Raw genomic sequence first — 15,626 nt, forward strand, 5'->3', positions numbered from 1 at the left:
TTACACCAGACTCGAAGCAGACTCTATTTAAAAGTATCAATAATCATCAAGTGGCGATCGTTATGCCTAACTGGTAAGCGATCGCTCTATATCAATCCTTTTATATCAATTCTTGGTAGTCCACCAGAAGTAAGGATAATAGTATAGAAGATACCAAAATTCCCTCTCATGGATACATCAGAGCTAACTTGTCCAAAATGCAATTCATCTAAAATAGTCAAAAATGGCAGAATCCATAATGGCAAACAGAACTACAAGTGCAAGCATTGCGATCGGCAGTTTGTGGCCAATTGCGAGAAGAAATATATTTCTAGCGAGACTAAAGCGTTAATCGACAAACTTCTGCTAGAGCGAGTTTCACTGGCTGGAATTGCTAGAGTTGCAGATGTATCAGAAACATGGCTACAGCAATATGTTAATCAAAAATATGTCCAGGTGCCTCAACAAGTGCAGGTTCAGGACAAAAAAAGGGGTGCTTAACACTCCAGCTTGATGAAATGTGGTCATTTGTAGAAAAGAAACAAGCCAAAGTTTGGATTTGGTTAGCCATAGATGTTGATACCAGAGAGATAGTAGGAATGCATATCGGTTCGAGAGATGAAGATGGTGCTAAAGGATTATGGCAGTCTTTACCGCCAGTTTATCGACAATGTGCGGTTTGCTACACTGATTTTTGGCGTGCCTATGCTCAGGTAATTCCGAGCAAGCGCCATCAACCAGTTGGCAAAGGTTCAGGCTTAACTAATAGAATTGAGCGATTCAATTGCACACTTAGACAGAGAGCATCTAGGCTGGTTCGTAAAACTCTTTCTTTCTCAAAAAAGTTAGCTAACCATATTGGTGCACTCTGGCTTTTTATTCACTATTACAATTCATCCTTACTTGTTTAGCACTACCCAATTCTTGGATTGTTATTGATCATCTAGATACCCTAATCACTTAGTCAGAATTACTTAGTCAGAAAATGTTCTTGATCGAATTGACCATGATTAATGAGCGTAGCTAAGTAGATCTCTGGTTTTGGTGATCATCGGTTGTTAGTTAATTAGTAGCAAAGGAGAAATTATTTTATTACTTCTTTTGCTGACTTTTACTGATCAGCTAAATTATTAAATAACTGCTGACAACGCTGCACACTGCCCTGAGCATAGGTATTATCCTGTCGGGCGATCGCCACAAAACTGGATAGGTCAAACTGCATCGGCATCAGGTCTTGTTTACTCAGCCGACTAAGATCACCAGTCACAATGCTTTCACCCACAATTACCTTGCCCACAATCCTGCCCCGAAAACAGGCCGTGCTCCCAGAGTTGGCGATAAAACGTTCCCCCACCACCTGATTATCCTGCTTCAGGAAAGCATAGATTTCAGCACCAGCCAGATGAATATCAGGATGTTGATTTGGGGTGGGCGATCGTGAAGATAGAAAATGCTCCCCATTGGCCAGTTGGCTAGAATTATTACTCACTAAAACAGGATGCCATAACAACTTTTGCCAGTGTAGCCAATCTTGCTGGTTCTGAATTAACTTGGTTGGAGATTTCTGGTTGAAGCTAAACCCAGACCGCTGGTTATTGATTGTCTGATTATTGAGCCTCAGCGCGGCCACAGATTCGCTGGCGAATAAGAGAACTATAGCGATCGCTAATCCTAAGCTTGTATTGCATCGCTTGGCAGGTGCGCTGTTTTCGTCTCTTTTCATGCACCCACTACTAGTCCACCACATAGGATTTGATGGTCAACTGACGCTCTAGACATCTGTCTTGCTCGATCGAAAGCCATCATAATTACCGTGGTAGCAAACTTTGCCTCAAACCATCATGAGAGCAATATCATATCGCTTTGTAAGGTTATGTCTAACTCTACCAACTAATAGATAGATATTTCTACTCTACTTTCAATGCAATAATAGCTGAGCATGGGCTGCTTATTTAATTGTTTAGCTTTAGTTATCTAGCATTTTCTCTCAAACCCATTCTTCTTAAACTTGTTCTTAAACCTGTTCAGATCCTGCTATATTTTCCTACCATGGACTGAGAAAAGCTCAGCATTTTTGGAGATACACCTTACCTCTACCCATATGTCATAATCGTGGCAAGAGACAACAAAAATACGGTTTAAAATATAAATAAGGCCGTACCACAGCTTTGAAAGAAATATAACGATCGATCGAATTGCCAGTAAACCAAATGTCAATCAATACCTTCTTTGAGCTATCAGAGGATCTAATGTGTGTCTGCGATCTGGCTGGTGGTATTGTGGCAGCAAACCAAGCCTGGCATAAATATCTTGCATGGGACATTGATGATTTAAAATCGCAACCCTGGCTTGCTCTGGTTCACCCCCAGGATCTTACTATTGCTAAAAAGGGATGGTCAGAGCTAGTCGATCGCTCCACTCGACCAGCACAAGGGCACATTGGTTCTGGTTTAAAACGTCTAGATTATACAAATTCAAATCATCAAAATAGTTTAATTAAATTCTCGCCGATCGATCCGCCCTCAGAGAACCAACAAACTAAGCAAATAAGTCGCTTTCAAGTGCATATGCACAGCCAAAGCGGGGAATCGGTTCTGGTGCAGTGGCGCTTTTCGATCGCCCCAGATCACACAGTTTGCGGGCTGGGTGAGATAATTGATGCCTCGCTCCTACCAGCCCAAAACCCAGACCTGGATATGGCTCAAGCCGATCAGATTCCTGGCTACTCTAACAATGGTGCAAATTGCTTTGCTAGTAATGGCGGCCCGCTTGATCTAGACGATGAACTGACCGTCAATAACGTCAATAAACATAATCCCAATCGCCAATCGCACCAGCCGATCATAGCGAATCATCCTGAAAATCATCCCGATCGGCAGCTAGAGGCAGAGTTAAAAGAAAAAGAACTACTACTGCGCGAGATTCACCATCGGATTAAAAATAACCTGCAAGTAATCTCTAGCCTGCTCGATCTCCAGGCGCAACGCATCAAAACCCCAGAGATCGTGGTGATGTTCCAAGAAAGTCAGCACCGCATCCGCACAATGGCTCTGATTCATGAGCGTTTATGTCAATCCAGTGAATTTAGTCAGATCGACATTGAACAATATATTCAAAGCTTGATGGATTATTTGCAGCGTTCCTACGTCGATCAACTGGCCAAAATTAAAATCCATCTCCACACCCAGCCAACCTACCTGGATGTCGATCGGGCAATCCCCTGTGGCTTGATTGTAAATGAGTTGATTACCAATAGTTTTAAACATGCCTTTCCTGACGATCAATCTGGCAATATCAAAATTGAGCTAGAGCCCAGTCAAGAGCAAGTGATTTTAAAGATTAGTAATGACGGTGTGCCCTTCCCAGGGGACTTTAATATTAGTGGTTTCCAAACCCTGGGTTTGCAACTGGTGAATGTGCTGGTGCAGCAACTCGACGGCTCGATCGAGCTAGAGCCTAGTAATGGCACTCAATTTACAATCAAATTTCCAGTTACTTGATTGTGAGAATCCTGCTTAAGATGTAAAGCTTTGTTAAGATAGCGGCTAAGATAGTCATAGAGCCAGAAATAGCTGCGATCGCTCAATCCAGACAAAAATCAAAGCATGATCATAAAAACGGATATATAAAATATATAAAACTAAACAATGAGAATTATTTTAATGACTGGCAAGGGTGGTGTAGGCAAAACCTCGATCGCTGCTGCCACTGGCCTGCGTTGTGCCGAACTAGGTTACAAAACCCTGGTATTGAGTACCGACCCGGCTCACTCCCTGGCCGATAGCTTTGATATGGAGCTGAGCCACGAACCCAGGGAAGTGATCGACAACCTGTGGGGAGCAGAGCTGGACGCATTGCGCGAACTGGAAGGCAATTGGGGCGCAGTTAAACGCTACATCAGTGAAGTGCTTCAGGCCAGAGGTCTAGAGGGGGTACAGGCAGAAGAATTGGCGATCTTGCCGGGGATGGATGAAATCTTTGGCCTGGTCAGGGTTAAGCGCCATTACGATGAGCAAACCTATGATGTGCTGATCATTGACTCCGCACCAACTGGTACCGCTTTGCGATTGCTCTCTTTGCCTGAGGTTGCTGGTTGGTACATGCGCCGCTTCTATAAGCCTTTGCAAGGGATGGCGCAAGCCCTTAGCCCCGTGTTCCAGCCCATCTTTAAGCGGGTAGCTGGTTTCTCTTTGCCAGGCACTGAGGTAATGGATGCCCCCTACGAGTTCTATGAGCAATTAGAAGCATTAGAAAAAGTTTTAACCGACAACACGGTTACTACGGTGCGATTGGTGACCAATCCCGAAAAGATGGTAATCAAAGAATCATTACGTGCCCATGCCTATTTGAGTCTCTATAATGTGGCGACCGATCTGGTGGTGGCCAATCGAATTATTCCTGATCAAGTTCAAGACCCTTTTTTCCAGGAGTGGAAATCAGCGCAACAGAAATATAAACAAGAGATCCATGATGATTTTCATCCTTTACCAGTCAAAGAAATTCCGCTCTATTCCAAAGAAATGTGCGGCCTGGAAGCCCTGCATCGCCTGAAAGATAGTCTTTGTGGTGATGAAGATCCCACTCAGGTCTATTACAAAGAAAATACAATCCGCGTGGTTGAGGAAAATAACCAATATCGCTTGGATTTATATTTACCTGGCATTCCCAAGGAGCAGATTGAACTTACCAAAACTGGTGATGAATTGAATGTGCGGATTGGCAATCACCGTCGCAATCTGGTTCTACCTCAGGCTTTGTCGCTGCTGCAACCATGTGGCGCTAAGATGGAGGATGATTATCTTAAAATCAGGTTCTCGGAACCAGCTAAGGTGAGCTAGTAGTTATTCAAGGTAGTCGCAATCATATAGTAAACCTGGGGCTAAACCCGATTTGCTGGGCTGGGTTGCTTTTTTTAACAACATTTACGATCGCTAGTTGTCTAGTAACTTAGGCGATCGAGATTTGCTAGTATTTTGGGTAATCTTAGAAGCAAGGCTTTAGCTCATATCAGTAGTGATGTAAGTGATGTAAAAGTTAAGATTAATTCAGCACAGGCTTATATGGCGCAGGAGTTTTATCAACGGGGCTTAGAAAAATTGCAGCAAGGCGATCGCGTCGGTGCGATCAGCGAATTTGAGCAAGCTTTACAGGCTAGCCCTGATCCCCTTCTGGCGATCAAAGTCTATTATCAGAGGGGCTTAGCCCATTTTGATTCCGGTAGCCTGGATGCGGCGATCGCTGACTATGGTCAAGCAATTAAGCTAGAGCCCGAAGTAGATACGGCAGCCAGAATTAATCTTGCTCTGGCTCTGGCTCATATTACGGCCAAGGCTCCAGAACAGGCGATCGCGGCAGCTAAAGCGGCGGTGCAACTAAAACCAGGCAACCCCCATGCCTGGCGGATTCTGGCCAGGGCAGGCCAACAGGCGCAACAATTGGCCGAGGCGATCGCTAACTATAAGCAGGCGGCAAAGTTTTTTTTGCAGCAGGGAAATCAAAGCGCCAGTGGCGAATGTGTGGATGCTGCCTACAAATTGCAAGTAAGCCTGAATCAGGTGACTGAGGCTGCTACCCAAGCCCGTAAAGTTGCCCAAATGCAGGATCTTCAATCCCAACTGGCACAAAGTAATGCTTTCTTTACCCAGATTTTGACCAAAATAAGCGCCGGCAAGTACCAGCAGGTGCTAGCTGATCTCAATTGGTTACTGCGAGCAGATGCCAGAGATGCCAAAGCCTATGCGATGCGGGGTGTGGTCTATAGCAAGCTGGGTAACTATCAGCAAGCCTTGCAGGATTTAAATCAAGCAGTCTATTTGGATGGTAAGGATGTTCAAATCAAAATTAGCCGTGCTGTGGTGCGGACTGAGCTTGGCGATGCGATGGGGGCGATCGCTGACTTTAGTGAGATCCTGAAAACTAATCCGAATCTAGCCAGTGCCTATGCTGGCAGGGGGCTAGCCTATTTCAAGCTGCCCAACTACCGCCAGGCGATCGAAGATTATTCACGGGCATTACAGCTCAAGCCCAATGATGCCGAAATTTATAGCGATCGGGCTGTGGCCAGGGTCAAGTTCGAAGATTTTGAAGGGGCATTGCAAGACTATCAAAAGGCGGCCAGCTTATTGTTTGAGCAAACTAACTACAATCAACCCAACCTGACCAGTAACGATCGCAGCCGTAAGTATCAAGTCGTGTTGGCTAAAATCAAGCAACTCCAAAATGACCTTGCCGATCGCCAAAGATTTAAAGCTGCCCAACTCCATGAACCCAGCGATCAACCTAGCCTGGAACTGCAACAGCATTTACTTCGCCTGGTTGGTGGTAATCAAGAAATGGCAATGCGGTTAATTACCCTATCTAAATTGCAGTATCCTGGTATGACTGAGGTTTGGTATTGGAAGAAGGTGATCTTTGACCTGGGTAGCGAGCTTTAGACTCATGCGGCCACATATTATTAACTTAATTGTTAATTGAATTGTTTCAATTTACGCCTCACCGATCGCCATACCAAACATTAGGAACCATACTAAACATTAAGAATAAGATAAAGGCTCTTTAGCCAGCAGGCATAGGGGGATTAGATGGATAATCTAGCATTATGGACATCATTAAAACTAACCAAAATCAATTAGTTGTCGAAGAAAAGAATTGGGGTTTGGCAATTTTTTTGGCCATCTATGCGATCGTGATGGTGGGGATTGTAGCGTTCATCATCACTATAGTTGAGATGGAGTCGATCTGGTTAAAAATTCTGATCTCATTAGTGCCAGCCATCTTTGCGGTTTTAATGTTATATATTTTTTTGTCGATCAGCGTAGTGCTTAGGTGTTCGCTCGATCGCAGGCAAAATCTGATCACAATCTATCAAAAAAGCTTGCTGGGTCAAAAGCAAGTTGAGCGATCGATCGATCAATTAGAGCGAGTAGAATTTGTGACCTCCAGGAGTAAGAAATCGACCAGCTATGCAGTTCGGTTGATTTTCAAAGGGGGTGAAAAAGTATTTTTAAACGTGGTAAATAGTTTCCACAAAAAGCGTAAACAAGCAGCCGCTAAGGCGATCGCTAATTTTCTGGGTTTGGCAGTCACCAATTACGATCTACAGCGCTTTTCAATCAAATCTCCCGCCAGCGATCAAGAAACAACGGGTAGTTGATCCAGTGGGCAGAAATTTTATCACACTACCAAATCCTGATAACTTAATGTTTTCATGTTTTCTCAGGCGATCGATTGTGCGAGATTGCTATAACTATCAGTGATTGCAGCTATTCTTACTAAAGAGATCTGCTTAAGCGGCACTGAGCAATTTTAATCAATCTAATTTTCACAAAAGCCCAATGTAATATTTTTGCTAAAGAATCACCCGCGCAGTATTCATTGGAGCCGGTATGCAACTAAGTAATTTGGAAATAACCTTGTCTGGATAGATAATCCGGATTTTATTAACCATGCTCGCACCGATGTAATAAGTTCACTGATTATTACCGGTCAAAACATGTCAGAATTTTGACTGGAGCTAGAGAATAATTAATGCGACCTAAAAAAAATTCGATCGGTACTGTGTTGGATCTATTCGAAGGCAAAAAATTTGTGCGGGTTTCAAAACTACTAGAAGATCTAGTGGCCAAGCTGCTGGCGATCGCCATGTTTTTTGTGATCGCTGTGGCCGTGTTTGACCTGTTTTTTGTGCTGACTCAAGAGCTAGGGCATGAGCCCTCCTTTGGCTTCCTAGAGGAATCATTGATCGAAATTTTTGGTGTTTTCTTGAACGTGCTGATCGCCCTGGAAATTCTGGAAAATATTACCTCCTATCTGCGCAATCATGCTGTCCAACTTGAGTTGGTAATCGTGACTTCATTAACAGCGGTGGCCCGGAAAATAATTGTATTTAAGGGCTCAACCGAAGGGATTGATCTCAATGGTCTGGCGTTTGCAATTCTGGCATTGTCAATTAGCTATTGGATTATTAAGCGCACCAATCGTTGCGATCCCGACCCGCTTGAATAATTTTGCCGAAGTATAATCTAGTGTTCTGTCAATCTTGGGTTTGTGAGTTAAGGGAAAGATGGATAAACTATACCTATGTTATCCGAGCAGTATATTATGCCTAAACGCTATATCGTCCGTTTGAGCAAGGAAGAGCGCGAAGAGCTGCAAAATCTTGTGTCTACTGGTAAGGCCGCCGCCTATAAAATCAAACATGCCAACATTCTGTTAAATATCGATATAAATGGCCAGAACTGGACAGATGCGGAAGCCGCCGCCACCTTTAGTTGCCATCGCAATACAGTAGCCAACCTGCGTCAACGATTGATTGAAGGAGGTTTAGAGTCGGCCTTGGCACGCAAACCTCGCCAAAGTGCGCCACGACCACACGTATGTGATGGAGAGTCGGAGGCAAAGCTAATAGCCTTACGTTGTAGCGAACCACCTGCTGGTCATGCTCGCTGGACATTGCGATTGCTTGCTGATAAAGCGGTGGAGTTAGAAATTGTACCAGCTATTTGTCACGAGACCGTGCGACAAGTGCTGAAAAAACGAACTGAAACCACATCTACGTCAACAGTATGTGATTCCACCTGAGCAAAATGCCGATTTTGTTGCTCATATGGAAGATGTACTAGAGATTTATCACCAACCCTATGATTCTAAGCATCCGGTAATTTGCATGGATGAAAAACCGGTGCAATTGGTTAAACAAACACGCATTCCATTGCCGGCTAAATCAGGACAACCAGAGTTGGTAGATTATGAATATGAGCGCAATGGCACCGCTAATATTTTCTTGTTTACAGAACCTTTGGCCGGTTGGCGTAAAGCAGTTGTGAGTGAACGCAGAACCTCAGTTGATTGGGCGATCGAAATTCAACGCTTACTTGAACAAGACTACGCCGATTGCGAGACTGTCATTTTGGTATGTGACAATTTGAACATTCACAAACTTGCCTCGCTCTATCAGGCCTTTGCTCCGTCCACTGCGCGTCGGTTGGTCGAACGGCTAGAAATTCACCATACGCCCAAACATGGAAGTTGGCTAAATATTGCCGAAATCGAGCTGTCTGCACTAACCCGACAATGTCTGGATCGACGGATCCCAGATCGAGAAACTCTTGAACAAGAAACATCAGCTTGGTTCATTGAGCGTAATCATTTGCAGAAGTCGGTAGATTGGCAATTCACAACTGCAGATGCTCGTATTCGCCTTAAGCGACTTTACCCACAAATTGAAAGCTGACAATCCACTAGGAGTTAAATTCGTTTTGCACCTACTGACCAACCATATAAGCTAGAGCAAGATAGAATTGGTGTCGCTCCGATCGATTAGCAACTTTGTTGGGAATACAATCTTTCATTTTGAAATTGGTCAAATCCTACCCTGCTAAAGCAATGATATCCACAGATTAACAAGCAATCCAGAATGCTAATTAGAATTAGATTTGAGTTAGTTACTAAATGCTTGAAATGACTGAGATGTCTGAAATAGTGGGAGGAGCCAACATAGTTGAAGAGTTTTATGGATGGTATGAGCGATCGCAACAGCAGGCAATTTCAGCCGACATCCCAGCTAGTGATTTAGATTGGCTAGTGCTCAACTTTTTAAACGCCAATAAGTTGGCTTTACGATTGCAGCAAATCAAACCCTCGAAAGAGCAACTTGAACAGCTCGATCGCCTATGGCAAGAGCATTTAGAGCAAAATACACCATTGCAATATCTGGTTGGTAAGTTAACCTGGCGTGATTTGGCATTAAAAGTCGATCGCGCTGTGCTGATTCCCCGCCCCGAAACGGAATTATTAGTAGACATTGCCCTAGAATCCGTCCCGCAATTTGCCCAGCAATTCACTCAACAACGCTCAAAATCATCACCTCAACAATTACAAACCTGGTTGGATCTGGGTACTGGTAGCGGCGCGATCGCCATTGCCCTAGCCCTAGCAATGCCCAACGCTCAAATTCATGCGGTGGATGATAGTAAGGCGGCTTTGCAGGTGGCGATCGAAAATGCCAAGCGGAATCTACTAGCTCAATCAGAGCGATCGGCATTAGCTGAGTCCAGCCCGCCTCAAAAATCAACTAAGCCAATACAGATTGCCAATCTTCAATTCCATCAAGGTAGCTGGTTTGAGCCGATTGAACAGATGAAAAAACAATTTACTGGGATCGTATCTAATCCGCCCTACATTCCCACCGCTGAACTTGCCTCACTTCAGCCAGAGGTGATTAAACACGAGCCCCATCTTGCCCTTGATGGCGGTAGTGATGGTTTGGCCGCAATTCAGCATTTAATCAATACCGCGCCTGCTTACCTGATCCCCGGTGGTTTCTGGGCAGTGGAACTAATGGCGGGACAGGCAGACATGGTGCGATCGCTTTTGCTTGCCAATGGAAATTATGTAGATATCAAAGTGTACCAAGATTATGCTGGGATCGATCGCTTTGTGAGCGCCAGGGGTATTTGATCCTGATCTCTTTTTAGCTGATTTAGCTCAAAGGAGTTAATGGAAATCTGAGAAATTTGCTCAAATCCTTGCTATCTCAAAATGATCGCCAGATATCAAATGGCTTCCATAAGAAAATTAATCAGGCGATCGATTATTCACCCACTTCAGCCATTGGGCAAACGAACCAAACCCATTCAGATATTTCAAATTGGGTGCTTTGGCTGCCACCAGACCATCAACAATTCGCTGGGCAGAATATTGCAATCCCAAAAAGCTATCCACCGCCGCATAGGGGCCCCCCAATGTTGCCGCACCGGATACATATACCTTGCCCTTACCATTGCGCAGCGCCGCCACTTCAAAATCATTCTCCACTGCTAACCGCTGCATCGGATTGATTGGCAGGTGATAGCGATCGACCAGATCCGCCATCAAGGGGCTGGCTTCCACATTTGCATCTAGGCCAGTGGCATCGACAATAAAATCAGCTTCGATCTGCACCTGGCTTTGAATGCCGCGCTCACGAATGTGGGTTATAGTTTTGCCATTGGCTGCTTTTTCTACCTTCTCCACCGTGCCAAACCGGATTTGATACCAGCCCTGCTGAATCCCCATATCCACGATCATTTTCCAATCGCCCCGATCGGCCGTTGTGGTGCCACCCCAATCGGCAATTAATTCCTTGCGTTGCTCGGCGGAAGCAGATTCCAACAAAACCCGCAGATCGCCACCCCAACAAGCTTTAGGCCAATTAAATGGCTGGAATTCATAGTGATGCTCCACTGGACGCTGGGCAGTGCCAAACTTATTCCCCTGGGACTTGGGCGATCGCATCAGATGCACCAGCATAATGTGGCTGTTCTTTTTCCTGGCCTCATGGATACGCTGCACAATCCGCGAAGCAACAATGCCGCGCCCACGAATAATGATCGTGCCACCGTTGCGCTCTAGTTCTTCATAGACATGGTCATGCTGCTCGTAGGCATTTACCACCGATCGAAAGTCACCGGTACTGGCGCGATAGGCTTGTAAATCGTCTAAAAACTTCAAGGCCGCATAGCCGATCGCCAGGTGCAAATAATTACAAACCACAAAAGCTCGCCTGCCACCGCCGAGGGAATAGGCGATCCCATAGCGATTGTCATTGGTCTTGCGAATTGCTAATACCCGGCCATAGTGATAGATTTTGTCCCAGCCGATCCGTTTGGCTTCCCGATCGATCGAATCAAACACATTCCCCGCTCTGGGGGTGTAGGTCTCGGAAAAGGTGGGCTCAGCAAACACCTGCCACAAATATCGCCAGGCTTGAGTTACCTTACCCTTGCCAAAATCATGCCAGGCTTCGCGCAAAGCATAACTAGGCCATCCCCACAAATTATCGGGGCAGGAATCCGAATTCGATCGCAACCGTTCATGGGGCGGAATCTGCGAATTCAGGCACAATCTTTGATAGCGAGCATAGGGATTTGGTTCCAGGCCGATCGCCATGATCTTATGGGCAGGCACACCAGAGATGCGCAAATAATCCGCCAGGATGTAGCTACCCAGGCCAGCACCAACCGTGCCATAAACTGTCTCGGATACTGGCAATCCAGTGGCATGTAAGTCCTGTACGGCTACCTGTTGGGCTTGAAATGACGGCGGCGGAAAATTACTGCCGGAGCTAGATGCAGCCCCTACCAGTGGATCGGGGGCATTTGGCTGATTCGGATCGGGCTGGCCAGTGCTGGGGTTGAATAAGATTGTGGAGGTGAGTTTAGGACTAGCATTGCCAGCACTACTAGCGCTACTGGGCACAATTGTAGGCCTAATGGCAGGATTAGCGGCACTTGGAGCCATTTCTGCCGCGATCGCCACATTGATTTGGTAGGGCCCTAGCCTGATTACATCGCCATGATTGAGGATTTGACTGGTGATTTTTTGCTCATTGACGAATGTGCCACCACTGCTATTTTGATCAGCGATCGCCAGCTTGGGTGATCCTGCCGTTCCGCCAGAACCAGGCAAATTTAAATTAGCGGCCAGATCGATCAAGGCATGGTAACGCGACACCTGCAAGCTACTAAAAGTTAGTTGCACTGTGGGTCTACGATCAAGCTCTAGGGGTAGTTTAGCCACCTCGCGTCCCATCACTACTGGGAGCTGGCACATTTGGGTAACCCCCTCGCCAGTGGCGGGATCTTCCCAACTCAGCTCGATCGTAGGCGTGGCATTTGCGCTTAGGGCAGTTGCTTCTGGCTCATTTGCTGTGTTTAACTCAGTTGCCACCTGGGTCGGCTGCGAAGGCTGATTAACCACCGTAGAAGCTTGTAGCACTGCCAGGGCAGAAGGTAAATTAAATTCAACTGTGATCGTATAGTCACCAATACCCAGGCGATCGCCACTGTTTAAGACCTGCTTGCTGACCCTGCGCCCATTTACAATCACACCATTGGTGCTGTTCTGGTCAATGATTACCAGTTGCTCTTGCTCAACTTCAATCAGGGCATGGTAGCGTGACACCTTCGATTGTGCCAAAACCAACTGCGAGATGGGGCGATTGCTAATTTCGGTGGGCAATTGGGAAGCTTCTTTGCCGATCGCCACGGGCACTTTCAGATTTTGTTGTTGCGTTCCTGCGTCTTGATCATGCCACTTAAACTTGATTTCAATATCCATATCACCCTTACCACAAGCTGAGCTGAGCTATTATTCAACCACCAAAATCATGATCGATGTTGAACCACTTGAGTTCGATTGCTTTCTATAATTCCTATGTTGCGATTATTACTGGATTATTACTGGCGATCGCTTAAAAACTCGATTGAGTTGTTTTTGATTAGGGCAAAATTGTGCTAGCTGCTGCCGCCAACGAAGTGCCGCACCAGGGACAGGCCAGCTCTAGGTATTCATAGGCCACCTCGCGGCCACAGCGGGGATTGGGGCAACGCAAACCATAGTCAGCATTGGCTGCAACCACGATCGCCGCGATCTTAATTGCAACTTGCCCCAGATAGATGAGACTGTGGGGGTGCAAAGCTGCTTCGCCGCCAGTAATCCTAACGCCGTCAACTAAGGGTGGATTTGGTTCACCGCGCAAATCCCGCACATAGAATTGCCCCCGATCGGCGTTGAAGAAAATTTCTGCCTGCAATGCTGACACTGTAGGATGCTGAATGATTAGATCACAGCGAGCCGGATCGCGCCCAATCCGCACTCTCTGATCGCCAATCCGATGACACTGGCGTTGATTAATATCTGTCCATTCAAGGGTAAGTTCTGGCATGCTAGCTGGCAATATGAACAGTTCTATTCGTTGATTAGTGCGTACAAGATCAATATGCCATCATAATGTTCATATCAATGCTTTTTTAAATAAGAATTCATTAAGTTGGCGATGGTGGGGGTATGAATTTAGTTAAAATATCTGGCAAAACTCAGATTCTGGGGGTGATTGGTGATCCCGTTACCCATAGCCTTTCACCGGTGATGCATAATGCGGCCTTGGCAGAAATGGGACTGGATTATGTATATATCCCGTTGCCGATTGCGATCGCAAATTTGGGCATTGCCACCGCTGGCTTGATGGCGATCGATGCTGTACAGGGGTTTAACCTGACTATTCCCCATAAGCAAGAAATTATGCCAATGCTGGCGCAGGTATCTGACATTGCCAAAACCGTTGGTGCAGTGAATACGGTTAAGCGCGTCGGCAATGATTTAATTGGCACAAATACTGACGTGGAAGGTTTTTTAGTACCACTCCGCAAACTAAACCGCGATTGGCAAAATACCCCAGCCCTGATTTTAGGTAGCGGCGGGGCAGCACGAGCGGTAGTGGTGGCCTGCATTGAGATCGGTTGCCAGGTGGTGCATGTGGTGGGGCGCGACAAGGTGAAAATGAAGCGCTTCCAGGCGCAAATGACGCGGCAAATCGGCAGCTATAGCTTGCGGGTACATACTTGGAATTCGCTGGAAAACCTGCTGGAAGTGGCTGGGTTGGTGGTTAATGCCACGCCGATCGGTATGAGTGATTTAACCCGATCGCCATTAGACCAGGCGCAATTGCAACTTTTGCCCAACCAGGCGATCGCCTATGATTTAATCTATACCCCCCGCCCAACCAGGCTGCTGCAACTAGCCCAAAAACGAGATTTAATCACAATTGATGGGTTGGAGATGCTGCTGCATCAAGGCGCGCTGGCACTGGAATATTGGCTCGATCGCCCTGCGCCGATTGATGTGATGTGGCAGGCACTTTTAGATCACCTTGCCCAAACTTAAATACTTTAAATATTTCTAAATATTTGGGCGGTAGGAGGAAGTTAAAGATTTGGAGCGCAGGATCTTAAATTTAGTTACGCTCTCAGCCCTTAGCCGTTACTGAAACATTCTTACAGGGAGTCTATTTAGCTCAAAAACTCTCAAAAACTCTCAAAAAATAAGTATCAGCGCAGGGAAAACTTTCGATTGATCAGGAGATCCTACCAATGATCGCCCACCCTCAATCCTTATCCCCACAAGCTTATCTGGCCTGGGAAGAGGAGCAATCACTCAAATATGAATATATTAACGGGCAGGTAGTAGCGATGACCGGGGGCACCCTGGCGCATAATTCGATCGCTCTTAATCTGGCCGCCGCCCTCAAAAATCATTTGCGGGGTAAAAATTGCAAAGTGTTTATGGCTGATGCAAAGGTTGGCATCACTGCCACTAATTCTTTCCTCTATCCCGATGTCGTAGTCACCTGCGATCGCCGTGACCAAACTGCTCGCAAAATTATCAATTATCCCTGCCTAATTGTTGAAGTTCTGTCCCCAGGCACTGAGGCACTTGATCGTGGTCAAAAATTCCGCAACTATCGCCAGATCGAAACATTGCAGGAGTACGTTCTGATTGATGCAGAGCAAATTAACATTGAGCGATATTGCCTCAACGAAAATGGGAAATGGGAGCTTACCACCTATCCTGTTGGTCAGTTTGAGTTAGCAAGCGATCGCCAGAAAGACTTATTACCGAATCAGAAAATTGAATTTAGCAGTGTTAGTTTTAATTGTGCGATCGCTTTACTCTATGAAGATGTTGTTTTCGCTGATGAAAGCCTTTAAGTATAGCTTAGTAATATCAAATCCGGTTAAGTAGCCTTAGTGAAAATTAGTAAAAACGGCTGGGATAACTATCCGTAGGCATCATAACTATGGGTAATCAAAAGGATCTGATATTACTTC

13 protein-coding genes are annotated in these 15,626 nt (G+C 45.7%); 10 read left to right on the forward strand and 3 right to left on the reverse strand.

What is annotated here, in order from left to right; all coding sequences use genetic code 11:
* Positions 1-168 precede the first annotated feature (168 nt).
* Positions 169-890 (forward strand): IS1 family transposase gene (locus tag PSE7367_RS21575; protein WP_156800320.1). Its coding sequence is split into 2 segments (ribosomal slippage): positions 169-475 and positions 475-890, totalling 723 coding nucleotides; the frame shifts between segments, so codons are not numbered across the junction.
* A gap of 200 nt (positions 891-1,090) precedes the next feature.
* On the opposite strand, the gene PSE7367_RS13820 is transcribed toward PSE7367_RS21575, so the two are convergent.
* Positions 1,091-1,702: a hypothetical protein gene (locus PSE7367_RS13820; RefSeq protein ID WP_015165980.1), complete on the reverse strand. Its 612-nt coding sequence runs from the start codon at positions 1,700-1,702 to the stop codon at positions 1,091-1,093.
* 487 nt (positions 1,703-2,189) lie between these two features.
* Here PSE7367_RS13820 and PSE7367_RS20550 point away from each other — a divergent pair, with 487 nt between their 5' ends.
* From PSE7367_RS20550 to prmC, 7 genes are all read left to right on the forward strand, one after another.
* On the forward strand, positions 2,190-3,479 hold the full coding sequence (locus PSE7367_RS20550) for a histidine kinase dimerization/phosphoacceptor domain -containing protein (RefSeq protein WP_015165981.1): 1,290 nt from the start codon (positions 2,190-2,192) through the stop codon (positions 3,477-3,479).
* A gap of 147 nt (positions 3,480-3,626) precedes the next feature.
* Positions 3,627-4,817 (forward strand): TRC40/GET3/ArsA family transport-energizing ATPase, encoded by a 1,191-nt coding sequence (locus tag PSE7367_RS13830; RefSeq protein WP_041698490.1) that lies wholly within the window; start codon positions 3,627-3,629, stop codon positions 4,815-4,817.
* Positions 4,818-5,039: 222 nt separating this feature from the next.
* Entirely contained in the window at positions 5,040-6,413 is a 1,374-nt protein-coding gene (locus tag PSE7367_RS13835) for a tetratricopeptide repeat protein (RefSeq protein ID WP_015165983.1), read from the forward strand.
* 164 nt (positions 6,414-6,577) lie between these two features.
* The gene (locus PSE7367_RS13840; protein ID WP_015165984.1) at positions 6,578-7,132 is read left to right on the forward strand and encodes a hypothetical protein; all 555 of its coding nucleotides are present in this window, start codon (positions 6,578-6,580) and stop codon (positions 7,130-7,132) included.
* A gap of 374 nt (positions 7,133-7,506) precedes the next feature.
* Positions 7,507-7,983, forward strand: a complete 477-nt coding sequence (locus PSE7367_RS13845) for a phosphate-starvation-inducible PsiE family protein (protein WP_015165985.1) — start codon at positions 7,507-7,509, stop codon at positions 7,981-7,983.
* Positions 7,984-8,079: 96 nt separating this feature from the next.
* A protein-coding gene (locus PSE7367_RS22110) for an IS630 family transposase (RefSeq protein WP_156800460.1) occupies positions 8,080-9,211 on the forward strand; the annotation gives its coding sequence in 2 pieces (ribosomal slippage) (positions 8,080-8,510 and positions 8,509-9,211; 1,134 coding nt in all).
* Positions 9,212-9,438: 227 nt separating this feature from the next.
* Positions 9,439-10,437, forward strand: coding sequence for a peptide chain release factor N(5)-glutamine methyltransferase (gene prmC / locus PSE7367_RS13860; RefSeq protein WP_041699788.1), 999 nt, complete (start codon positions 9,439-9,441; stop codon positions 10,435-10,437).
* Positions 10,438-10,554: 117 nt separating this feature from the next.
* On the opposite strand, the gene PSE7367_RS13865 is transcribed toward prmC, so the two are convergent.
* Together PSE7367_RS13865 and PSE7367_RS13870 are read right to left on the reverse strand one after the other, a co-directional pair.
* Positions 10,555-13,077: an FHA domain-containing protein gene (locus PSE7367_RS13865; RefSeq protein ID WP_015165987.1), complete on the reverse strand. Its 2,523-nt coding sequence runs from the start codon at positions 13,075-13,077 to the stop codon at positions 10,555-10,557.
* A 160-nt stretch (positions 13,078-13,237) separates the two neighbouring features.
* Positions 13,238-13,684 carry an FHA domain-containing protein gene (locus PSE7367_RS13870; RefSeq protein ID WP_015165988.1) on the reverse strand — a complete coding sequence of 149 codons (447 nt, stop codon included), beginning with the start codon at positions 13,682-13,684 and terminating at the stop codon, positions 13,238-13,240.
* A 122-nt stretch (positions 13,685-13,806) separates the two neighbouring features.
* Here PSE7367_RS13870 and PSE7367_RS13875 point away from each other — a divergent pair, with 122 nt between their 5' ends.
* On the forward strand, positions 13,807-14,682 hold the full coding sequence (locus tag PSE7367_RS13875; RefSeq protein WP_015165989.1) for a shikimate dehydrogenase: 876 nt from the start codon (positions 13,807-13,809) through the stop codon (positions 14,680-14,682).
* Positions 14,683-14,888: 206 nt separating this feature from the next.
* Positions 14,889-15,506, forward strand: a complete 618-nt coding sequence (locus PSE7367_RS13880) for a Uma2 family endonuclease (RefSeq protein WP_015165990.1) — start codon at positions 14,889-14,891, stop codon at positions 15,504-15,506.
* Positions 15,507-15,626 lie beyond the last annotated feature (120 nt).

This window comes from Pseudanabaena sp. PCC 7367 (genome assembly GCF_000317065.1).
GTDB lineage: Bacteria > Cyanobacteriota > Cyanobacteriia > Pseudanabaenales > Pseudanabaenaceae > Thalassoporum > Thalassoporum mexicanum.

Bases quoted from the DNA above. Each gene is read 5' to 3' on its own strand.
- PSE7367_RS13870 (WP_015165988.1), bottom strand. From the start codon at position 13,684: ATGCCAGAACTTACCCTTGAATGGACAGATATTAATCAACGCCAGTGT.
- PSE7367_RS20550 (WP_015165981.1), top strand. From the start codon at position 2,190: ATGTCAATCAATACCTTCTTTGAGCTATCAGAGGATCTAATGTGTGTC.
- PSE7367_RS13840 (WP_015165984.1), top strand. From the start codon at position 6,578: ATGGACATCATTAAAACTAACCAAAATCAATTAGTTGTCGAAGAAAAG.
- PSE7367_RS13820 (WP_015165980.1), bottom strand. From the start codon at position 1,702: ATGAAAAGAGACGAAAACAGCGCACCTGCCAAGCGATGCAATACAAGC.
- PSE7367_RS13875 (WP_015165989.1), top strand. From the start codon at position 13,807: ATGAATTTAGTTAAAATATCTGGCAAAACTCAGATTCTGGGGGTGATT.
- PSE7367_RS13880 (WP_015165990.1), top strand. From the start codon at position 14,889: ATGATCGCCCACCCTCAATCCTTATCCCCACAAGCTTATCTGGCCTGG.
- prmC (WP_041699788.1), top strand. From the start codon at position 9,439: ATGACTGAGATGTCTGAAATAGTGGGAGGAGCCAACATAGTTGAAGAG.
- PSE7367_RS13835 (WP_015165983.1), top strand. From the start codon at position 5,040: ATGGCGCAGGAGTTTTATCAACGGGGCTTAGAAAAATTGCAGCAAGGC.
- PSE7367_RS13845 (WP_015165985.1), top strand. From the start codon at position 7,507: ATGCGACCTAAAAAAAATTCGATCGGTACTGTGTTGGATCTATTCGAA.
- PSE7367_RS13865 (WP_015165987.1), bottom strand. From the start codon at position 13,077: ATGGATATTGAAATCAAGTTTAAGTGGCATGATCAAGACGCAGGAACG.
- PSE7367_RS13830 (WP_041698490.1), top strand. From the start codon at position 3,627: ATGAGAATTATTTTAATGACTGGCAAGGGTGGTGTAGGCAAAACCTCG.